Origin of the sequence: Paenimyroides ummariense (genome assembly GCF_900115115.1) — a bacterium.
Taxonomy (GTDB): domain Bacteria; phylum Bacteroidota; class Bacteroidia; order Flavobacteriales; family Flavobacteriaceae; genus Flavobacterium; species Flavobacterium ummariense.
This window is the reverse complement of the sequence record NZ_FOVI01000008.1, coordinates 123884-133545: the sequence shown is the minus strand read 5'-3', so window position 1 is coordinate 133545 and position 9662 is coordinate 123884. Positions and strand designations below refer to the sequence as shown.

Annotated in this window: 13 protein-coding genes; 9 read left to right on the top strand and 4 right to left on the bottom strand. The window is 33.2% G+C overall.

The features are described from left to right. Nucleotides 1-174 precede the first annotated feature (174 nt). The 3 genes from BM253_RS08025 to BM253_RS08015 are packed head-to-tail and all read right to left on the bottom strand — an operon-like array spanning nt 175 to nt 2013. Complete coding sequence (locus BM253_RS08025; RefSeq protein ID WP_091521954.1) at nt 175-687, bottom strand: hypothetical protein; 513 nt, start codon at nt 685-687, stop codon at nt 175-177. Continuing rightward, nucleotides 669-1682, bottom strand: coding sequence for a PspC domain-containing protein (locus tag BM253_RS08020; protein WP_091521951.1), 1014 nt, complete (start codon nt 1680-1682; stop codon nt 669-671). Before BM253_RS08020 ends, BM253_RS08025 begins: the two co-directional genes overlap by 19 nt. Further along, entirely contained in the window at nt 1675-2013 is a 339-nt protein-coding gene (locus BM253_RS08015; protein ID WP_091521949.1) for a PadR family transcriptional regulator, read from the bottom strand. Before BM253_RS08015 ends, BM253_RS08020 begins: the two co-directional genes overlap by 8 nt. 287 nt (nt 2014-2300) lie before the next feature. Here BM253_RS08015 and BM253_RS08010 point away from each other — a divergent pair, with 287 nt between their 5' ends. The 7 genes from BM253_RS08010 to BM253_RS07980 all read left to right on the top strand — a co-directional run bounded on the left by BM253_RS08010 (nt 2301) and on the right by BM253_RS07980 (nt 6238). Beyond that, nucleotides 2301-2753 carry a DUF4442 domain-containing protein gene (locus BM253_RS08010; RefSeq protein WP_091521947.1) on the top strand — a complete coding sequence of 151 codons (453 nt, stop codon included), beginning with the start codon at nt 2301-2303 and terminating at the stop codon, nt 2751-2753. Nucleotide 2754: 1 nt separating this feature from the next. After that, nucleotides 2755-3660: a TIGR01777 family oxidoreductase gene (locus tag BM253_RS08005; protein WP_091521944.1), complete on the top strand. Its 906-nt coding sequence runs from the start codon at nt 2755-2757 to the stop codon at nt 3658-3660. A gap of 9 nt (nt 3661-3669) precedes the next feature. After that, the gene (locus BM253_RS08000; RefSeq protein WP_091521941.1) at nt 3670-4017 is read left to right on the top strand and encodes a DUF4180 domain-containing protein; all 348 of its coding nucleotides are present in this window, start codon (nt 3670-3672) and stop codon (nt 4015-4017) included. A gap of 160 nt (nt 4018-4177) precedes the next feature. Next, nucleotides 4178-4555, top strand: a complete 378-nt coding sequence (locus tag BM253_RS07995) for a helix-turn-helix domain-containing protein (protein WP_091521938.1) — start codon at nt 4178-4180, stop codon at nt 4553-4555. A gap of 71 nt (nt 4556-4626) precedes the next feature. Then, the gene (locus tag BM253_RS07990) at nt 4627-5382 is read left to right on the top strand and encodes an SDR family oxidoreductase (protein ID WP_091521935.1); all 756 of its coding nucleotides are present in this window, start codon (nt 4627-4629) and stop codon (nt 5380-5382) included. 71 nt (nt 5383-5453) lie between these two features. Beyond that, nucleotides 5454-5804 carry a DoxX family protein gene (locus tag BM253_RS07985; RefSeq protein ID WP_091521932.1) on the top strand — a complete coding sequence of 117 codons (351 nt, stop codon included), beginning with the start codon at nt 5454-5456 and terminating at the stop codon, nt 5802-5804. A gap of 2 nt (nt 5805-5806) precedes the next feature. Then, nucleotides 5807-6238, top strand: a complete 432-nt coding sequence (locus tag BM253_RS07980; RefSeq protein ID WP_091521929.1) for a nuclear transport factor 2-like protein — start codon at nt 5807-5809, stop codon at nt 6236-6238. A gap of 94 nt (nt 6239-6332) precedes the next feature. Here the strand turns inward: BM253_RS07980 and rsmG are convergent, their stop codons facing one another. Then, entirely contained in the window at nt 6333-6962 is a 630-nt protein-coding gene (rsmG, locus tag BM253_RS07975; protein ID WP_091521928.1) for a 16S rRNA (guanine(527)-N(7))-methyltransferase RsmG, read from the bottom strand. A gap of 129 nt (nt 6963-7091) precedes the next feature. Between rsmG and BM253_RS07970 the strand changes: the two genes are divergently transcribed. Next, a complete protein-coding gene (locus BM253_RS07970) occupies nt 7092-8345 on the top strand; it encodes a T9SS type A sorting domain-containing protein (protein WP_091521925.1) in 1254 nt (417 codons plus the stop codon). A gap of 119 nt (nt 8346-8464) precedes the next feature. After that, nucleotides 8465-9661: a pyridoxal phosphate-dependent aminotransferase gene (locus tag BM253_RS07965; RefSeq protein WP_091521922.1), complete on the top strand. Its 1197-nt coding sequence runs from the start codon at nt 8465-8467 to the stop codon at nt 9659-9661. Nucleotide 9662: the final 1 nt, after the last annotated feature.

Genomic DNA, 9662 nt, shown 5'->3' with positions numbered 1-9662 from the left:
ACCTCAAGTTAACAAAATTTGAGGACAATAAAAAAAATCCCCGACAAAAAACATGTCGGGGATTATACCAAAGACCTTTTTAGACAGCCTCTTTTGTTTTAGAATAAACTTGTTACAAGATCGATCAATGTTTGACCAATTAATAATAATAAATAGAACATAAGCTTTTGCGTTTTAGTTTATAATTTTTTTTGTATTCTCTAACCTTCCGTTGGTACTAAATTTATAGAAATTTTTACCACTATCTAAACTTTGATACCAAAAATGATCTTTGTCATTTCCGTTGATTTTGATGTGCTGATCTTCGGTTATGTAAACTTTTACACGTACTTTAGAATCTTCGGTAAAATCATTCAAAGTTGTTAATATTGTATTTGAAAGGACTAAGGTATCACTTTTTATTGAATAATTATAATTTAATGTGTTACTAAATTTTGATGGTTCAATTTGTATGTTGTATTTGCTTAACATTTTCAAATTCAAATCTTTATTGTTGAAAATCCTCTCTTCAACTTCCATGTAAGCTCTACCTGTTGCTGATTCTAATATTTCTACCTGAATGTCATCTATTTCGCTGTATTGGTGTTTTCCCGAGATGGTATCATTTACAGTAAAAATGCGTTGATCTTTTTCAAAAATTAAATTTAAAGTGTCTTTATCGTTCAAAATTAAATCGTTTTTAGACATTTTGTTATCAAAATTTTTCTCAAATACGCTTCAATTTTATCTTCTTGAATTTCTATATTAATCATTACATAACTAAAAACAAAAATTGCAAGCAACCAAAAGAAACCTAATACACCAGAAACCCAACCAATGTGTTTAACCTTTGGGCTTAGTATTTTTACACCTAAAAGCAATAATACTATAAAAGGTACGGCGCACATTATAAACAAGCTAAGACCAATTCCCCAGAAAGGTATGCCTACTTCGGCTTCGTTATACGTTATAAATTCATTTGCAATTGGATTTTTTTGTAATGATATTGCTACAGGGGCAAAGAAACTTCCAAAAATTCCCATTACGCCAAATACTATCAGCACAATACCAATGATACGTTTTAAAACAATGGCTGCAGAACTGCCCGATGTGCGAATTTTTTGGTACGAATTATTTACACCTTCGCGAAATTGTTTTTCTATGTTTGAAATATTTACGGGTTCTCCTTTCATTTCTAAAACATCGGCAACTGTGACCGCTTTTGGTATAATCACCCATAAAATAAGATAAATTACAAAGCTTAAACCGTATAAAAAGAACAACAGTATAAAAATAATGCGCATCCAAACCGGATCGATATTAAAATAGTGTGCCAAGCCCGAACAAATACCACCTAAAATACGTTTTTCGCCATCGCGGTAAATTTTCTTGTAACTTTTTTGTGTTGTAGAAAAATTATTTGGTCGTACAGGCTCGTCGTCTTCAATAATGTAATCTTCGGGTTTACCCATAATGTTAATCACTTCATCTACATTATTCATACGAATTACGCCTGTTTGCGGATCAATTCTTTCTGAAAATAATTCGGCAATACGTGCTTCAATATCAGCAATAATTTCGTCTTCGCTTTCTTGTTGAATAGAATTTCTAACTGCCTGTATGTACGAATCTAACTTGTTGTATGCATCTTCATCGATATGAAAAACAAGTCCGGCTATATTAATTGTTACAGTTTTATTCATGGCTATTCTTATTAGTTATAATGTTAACGGCTTCACTTAATTCTTTCCAGGTTACGGTTAGTTCTTTTAAAAAATCGTTTCCTAATTCGGTTAATCGGTAATACTTTCGTGGTGGTCCCGATGTTGATTCTTCCCAACGATAGCTTAATAATTCATCGTTCTTTAGGCGGGTTAGCAGCGGATAAACAGTGCCTTCTACTACCAACAATTTTGCATCTTTTAGTGTGTCTAAAATTTCAGATGTATAACAGTCTTTATCTTTTAGAACCGATAGAATACAAAATTCCAGAATCCCTTTGCGCATTTGCGCTTTTGTGTTTTCAATATTCATAGAACTTAATATTTTAGGTTAAAAGTAAAGGCAGGTAACGTAAACCTTTTTTTGTGATTGAGTAAACTATTCAAATTAATAACAGTATGAGAAATGTGTTGTTTTAATTTATCGGCTTACAGTCACCTGCATTTTTACCTTATTGTTTCATTTTGATATAGCAAAGATATATATAAAATCATGTACTTTGTATTACATAGTACTAATAATTAACTTTTTTTTAACAATTGAATTAATTTCAATTATCATTAAAAAAAGTTGTAAATTAGCTGTAAACCTTGAATATTATGCATTTTAACGTAAAAAACCTGAATCTTTATCTTCTTAAAAATTTACCATCTGCTTACGTATGTGGTGTTCGTGTTTATTCAATTAGTGATGCTCATTGTATTGTTCGTGCAAAACACAGATGGTTTAATGAAAATCCGTTTAAATCTATGTATTTCGCGGTACAGAACATGGGAGCCGAGCTTACAACAGGTGTTTTGGTTATGAAAGCGATAAGGGAATCTAACAAAAAAGTATCGATGCTGGTTTTAAATCAAAAATCGAATTTCACCAAAAAAGCAACCGGCTTGATTACGTTTAAATGCGAAGATGGATTGATGATTCGTGAAAAAGTAAGTGAAGCATTACTTACAAAAGAAGGAATTTCGTTTTGGGTTCGATCTGAAGGATACGACGAGCAAGGGGATAAGGTTGGAACTTATGATTTTGAATGGACATTAAAAGCAAAATAGTATGAAAGTTTTAGTTACAGGTGCCACAGGATTTATCGGGACTGCGTTGTGTTCGCATCTTCTACAAAACAATCATTCGGTACATTATTTGGTTACCGATGCCGCAGATATAAAAGACAAGGATAATTACAAAGGATTTTTATGGAATCCCGAAAAAAATGAAATCGATTTGAATTCATTGGATCAAGTTGATGCTATTGTAAATTTGGCAGGACATACGATAAACTGTAAATGGACAGATGAAAACAAAAAGCAGATCCACGATAGCCGAATAAACTGTTCTAACACGCTTTTTAATGCTTTGCAGAATAATGAGCATCAAATAAAATCCATAGTAAATGCGTCTGCAATTGGTATTTATCAATCGAGTGAAACGGCAATTTATAATGAAAATTCTACTGGTTTTGGAAACGATTTTTTAGCCCAAGTTTGTAAAGATTGGGAAGTTGCCAATTTACGTTTTGAAGGTTTAGGAATTAAAACTGCTATTACGCGTTTTGGTTTGATTTTATCTAAAGATAAAGGCGTTCTACATGAACTGGCAAAAGTAGTTAGCAAAGGATTAGGAGCTAATTTGGGCAACGGCAAACAATGGATGAGCTGGATACATTTTAACGATGTCATTGAAATTATTTATCAGTTATTAAAAGAGCAACAAAGCGGGATTTTTAATGTAGTTGCACCAAATGCGGTAAAACAGAATGAATTTTTAAAGTTATTGGCAGCACAATTAAACAAGCCTTTGTGGTTGCCAAATATACCGTCGGTTTTTATTAAAATTGGATTGGGTGAGCGTTCAGCATTAGTACTATCAAGCCAGCATGTACAATCGGTTCAATTACCAAAAATAGGTTACAAATTTATGTTTACAGATTTAGCAAGCACATTGAAAGATTTGTATAAGTAATATCAAAATATGATTATTCAATCTCATAAAATAAACAATATAGAAATTGCCGAAGTAATTTCAGACAAAATTCTTATTCAAAACCCCGATGATGCTTTAGATTTAATAGGAAATCTGTATTATCAGGGTTTCGATAAAATCATTATTTATGAGAAAAACCTTACGTCAGATTTTTTCGACCTAAAAAATAAAATAGCAGGAGAAATACTACAAAAAGTGTCCAATTACCGAATAAAACTAACAATTATTGGTGAATTTTCAAACCTAAAAAGTAAAAGTTTAAACGATTTTATTTATGAAAGTAACAAAGGCACGCAGGTTAACTTTAAAGAATCGTTGAACGAAGCATTGAAATAATTACTTCAATAAAACTCTTCCTACTTAAAAAAACATCAAAATAGCATTTTTTTGCTATTGTTTACAGATTTAACGTTACGTAAATTTGAGTATTACCTATTTATTATAATATAGAAAACAATCAGGTTTTTGGAAGTATTTAGCTTAGTTAAAAGTTAAAATGAAGGATGTGAAACATAGTAAAGCTAAGCGCAGTGAGGAGATTACCAGCAAATATTTTGCTTTTTTAGATATCCATGTAGAAGAGGTTGCTAACGGAAAAGTTATCGATTTTTTAGAGCTCAATCAAATTGCACAGCTTTTACATGTTTCGCACACGCATTTGTCTGATACGATTCAGCAGGTTACAGGGCATCATCCGTGTCATTTTTACGATTTAAAAATTATAGAAAAAGCAAAACAATTTTTGATACAAACAGATTTGTCAATAGCTGGTATTGCTAAAAAACTAACTTATGATCCGTCTAATTTTTCAAAATTTTTCAAGAGTTGGACAGGTAATACTCCGGGTAATTTCAGAAAAGAAAATCAGAAGTAAACTTCCGAAAACTTCACCATGTTTTTTATTTTTTTTAAATAGAAATTTGTAATAAATAAAATTTAGATATTATGTTAAGAAATGATTTAAATGGAAAAGTGGTTTTAATTGCAGGTGGCGCGAAAAATTTAGGAGGACTGCTAAGCCGTAATTTTGCTGCTAAAGGGGCAAAAGTAGCTATTCATTACAATAGCGACAGTACGAAAAGTGATGCCGAAAAAACTTTGGCAGATATTACTAATGCAGGGGGAGAAGCATTTTTGTTTCAGGCTGACCTGATAGATGTGAAAAACATTACTAAACTTTTTGATGCTACTATAGAAAAATTTGGCGGTATTGATATTGCTATTAATACAGTAGGGAAGGTGTTGAAAAAGCCTTTTGCAGATACATCAGAAGAAGAATACGACAGTATGAGTGACATTAACTCTAAAGTTGCATACTTCTTTATTCAGGAAGCAGGTAAAAAACTGAATAATAATGGAAAAATAAATACTATTGTAACTTCTTTACTTGCAGCATTTACAGGATATTACTCAACTTATGCAGGCGCAAAAGCACCTGTAGAGCATTTTACCAGAGCAGCATCAAAAGAATTTGGATCTCGTGGAATTTCTGTAACAGCAGTTGCTCCAGGACCAATGGATACACCTTTTTTCTACGGTCAGGAAAGTGATGATGCAGTAGCGTATCATAAGCAAGCTTCAGATTTAGGTGGTTTAACAGATATTAAAGACATTGCGCCATTGGTAGAATTTTTAGTTACAGATGGTTGGTGGGTCACTGGCCAAACAATTTTTGCAAACGGTGGATATACCACGAGATAGTGAATAATTATTTTGTATTTGTAAAAGGTAAATAACATTGTTATTTACCTTTTACTTTAACACATGAAATTATGATTTTAAAAATTCTAAACTCAATTCTAATAATTTTTGCTGTGTTCATGGGAACAAAACACGGTTGGAATATGCTTACTGCAAAACCCGAAATGTTGGAAATGTTCGGCAAATGGAATCTCAGTAAAAGTGCAGTTATAATTAATGGAGCAGTAACATTACTAGCTTCGGCTTTAATCTTGTTTCCTAAAACTTTTGTATGGGGAAACTTCTTAATGGCAGCAGGAATATTACTTATTATATGTTTGCAATTATTGAATAAAGACTTAAAAGGAGTTGCTATAGAAATTCCGTTTTTACTGCTTAATTTGATTATCATCTATTTAGGACATCCATTAAAAACGAATTAAAAATGAAAAAAGTGATCATCATTTTATTTACCTCACTCGCACTTACAGCTTGTGGACAATCACAAAAAAGTGATCAGACAGAAACTCAAAATTTAGAAAAAATGCAAAACGAAACCGTATTAAAACCTGTAAAGACATTGATTGAAGCAATGCAAGCCGAAAATGCTGAACTTATAAGAGCGCAATTTTCAAAAAATGCAACTCAAGCTTATGGAGCTGAAGGAACTATGAAAACAGCTGATGAAACTAGAAAATGGATTGAAAGCGATATAATAAGCCGTCAAGGGAAGGTTGCAAACCCGCAATATACAGTAATTGATGAAAATCAGGTTGTTGTAAAAGGGCAATATTCAAGTCAGGGTTACACCAACAAAGCAGATTTTTTATTCAATGTGGAAAACGGATTGATAACTGCATGGAGAATGAGGTATTAATTATGTTTAGTTCTTAATCTATAAAAATAACAAAAGCCAATAAACATTGGCTTTTTATACTTTATTTAAATTTAAGATTTATGATTTACTCACTTTACCCTTTAAACTTCAACGGTAAATGCACCACTTTTTTTGTTTCAAAAAAATCGTCGGTAAAAAAGTCACTTAAATTATATAAGGTAGCTTTTGGGAAATCTTTTAATTCTTCAGATAAATCGCCACCTTTTAAATACAGAATTCCGTTTTCTAAATCGTGAACCGATTGTTTTTTTGTTTTTCCTTTTACCCAAGTAACAAAATCGGGCATGTTGGTAACGGCACGGCTCACAATAAAATCGAATTTTTCGGTAACCAATTCGGCTCTTTTTTGTTCGGCTTTTATATTTTTCAATTGTAAAGCAGTTGCAATTTCGTTTACCACTTTTATTTTTTTAGCGATAACATCAATTGCGTAAAAATTAGTTTCTGGAAACAAAATAGCCAACGGAATTGCCGGAAAGCCACCTCCTGTACCAACATCCATCACATCGGCATTTGGTTTAAATTCCATGATTTTTGCAATTCCCAACGAATGTAAAATGTGCTTGGTGTATAATTCGTCGATATCTTTTCGCGAAATCACGTTAATTTTAGCATTCCAATCCTGATATAAATCGTACAACTTCGTAAACTGATTGATCTGTAACGGGGTTAAATTCGGGAACTGTACTAAAATTTCTTCCATGATTTAATTTTTGCCAAAAATACATCTTTATCAGCATAAAAAGAAGTATATTTAGTTTTAAAGAACTTATTTTCGAGATAACATTTAGGTTACATTAAATTTATTTCTTTGTTTCAAAAATATGTCGATATGAAAAAAATAATTACGGGGCTTTTTTTATGGCTTTCGGTTTGTGCGTATTCGCAAGAAACTTTGAATGCCATGTTTTACAATGTGTTTAAATTTCCTAATTCGCTTCCACAAAATCGGCAGCTTATTTTACGCGATATTTTAGACGATTACAAACCTGATTTGTTTATGATTTGCGAGTTGGCAAATGAAAACGCAGCCAATTTAATTCTGAATACATCATTACAAAATCAGGTTGATCCTTATGCGCGAGCCCTTTTCGTAGCTGATCTTACAGACACGGCAGATCCTTTGCAAACAATGGTGTATTACAACCAACGCAAACTTACTTTGGTCAGTCAGCAGACTTTACCAACGGTTTATCGCGATATCAACCAATATTCTTTTCAGTTGAATGTGGATCCGCAAAATCCTATCTATTTAGAAGTTTTTATAGCACATTTAAAATCGAGTACCGGCCCGGCTAACCGACAAATGCGTTATGATATGGTTGAAGTTGTTACTCAAGAATTACAAAATTTAACGCAGCCTAATACGTATGTGCTTTTTGCTGGCGATTTTAATTTCTATAATTCAAATGAAGATGGTTATCAGAAAATATTAGATCCTACAAATGCCATTAAACTCATTGATCCTATAAATGCTCCGGGAAGCTGGCAAGACAATGCGTCGTTTAGTTATCTGCACACGCAAAGTACACGCTTGTCAAGTTCTGGCTTTGGTGGCGGAGCAAATGCAGGAGCTGGAGGCGGATTAGACGATCGTTTTGATTTTATAATGATGAGTGAAAATTTTAATACAAGTGCTCGTTTTTCGTACGTAAACGGAACTTACAGTGCGTATGGAAATAACGGAAACTGTTTGAACAAAAGTGTGAACGATGCCACTTGTACAGGAACTTACTCTTTAACATTGCGCAATAATCTGTATAATATGAGTGATCATTTGCCGGTGGTAATGCAGTTTCAGATTAATGAGCCATTAGCAACAACATCGTTTACAAAAGAAAAAGCTTTAATGTGGTTTGAATCATCGAATGTAACTGATGGTGAAGTTATGATAGGTGTTGATACATCTCGCTTTAATGCACAAAATAACAAACTTTACATTTACAATACGTTGGGGCAATTAGTAAAAACGGTTGCTGTAAATAATCAGTCAACTATTACTGTTTCTGCCGAAAATCTATCAGGCGGAATGTATTTTGTAAAATCAAACGGAAGTTCTACGGTGTTGAAATTCATCAAAAAATAGAAATTCGCTTTAAATGAATTTTTAAACGAAAATTATCACTTTCAATGTTAAAAAAGCCCAAAGGTTGTTTTATATTATGTTGCAATATCGTTAACTTTGGTTGCATAAATTACAAATAAATGAGCACACAACATTTGTCAGATAGAATTAATAATTTATCTGTTTCGCAAACCTTGGCAATGGCTGCAAAAGCACGCGAATTAACTGCTTTAGGTAAAGATATTATCAGTTTAAGTTTAGGTGAACCCGATTTTAACACGCCTGATTTTATTAAAGAGGCTGCTAAAAAAGCAATCGATGAAAACTGGAGCAATTATCCGCCGGTTGATGGTTATTTAGAACTGAAACAGGCAATTGTAACAAAATTTCAACGCGATAACGGTTTAAATTATCAGCCTGCAAATATTGTGGTTTCTACCGGTGCAAAGCAATCTTTATACAATATCGCGCAAGCAATGATTAACGAAGGCGACGAGGTTATTCTTCCGGCACCTTATTGGGTTAGTTATTCAGAAATTATTAAAATGGCAGGCGGTATTCCGGTTGTTGTGCCAACATCTGTAGCGTCTGATTTTAAAATTACGCCTTATCAACTTCAGCAGGCAATCACACCAAAAACAAAAATGATGTGGTTTAGTTCGCCTTGTAATCCTTCGGGATCGGTTTATAACAGAGAAGAACTAACAGCTTTGGCTGATGTTTTAAAGAATCGTGAGGATATTTTTGTAGTTTCTGATGAAATCTACGAGCACATTAATTTTTCGGGAAGTTTCTGCAGTATCGGATCCATTCCGGGAATGTTCGAAAGAACCATTACTGTAAACGGCGTTGCGAAAGCTTTTGCGATGACGGGTTGGAGAATTGGATACATTGGTGCACCGGAATTTATTGCAAAAGCATGTACCAAATTACAAGGTCAGGTTACAAGTGGCGCAAATTCTATCGCGCAACGTGCAACAATTGCAGCTTTAGAGGCAGCTCCTTCAGAAATCGGTTATATGGTTGAAGCTTTCCACAAACGCAGAGATTTGGTTTTGCATTTAGTGAATGATATTAAAGGTTTGGAAGTAAACGTGCCGGAAGGTGCTTTCTATGTTTTCCCAGATGTTTCGTACTATTTTGGTAAAACGTTAAACGGAGTTTTAATCAATAACGCCGATGATTTAGCCATGTATCTGTTAGAATATGCTAACGTTGCAACGGTAACAGGCGATGCTTTTGGTAATCCAAACTGTATCCGATTGTCTTATGCAACCAGCGAAACTATTTTAATTGAAGCGTTTAAAAGAATTAAAGAAGCGTTGAAAGAACAATAAA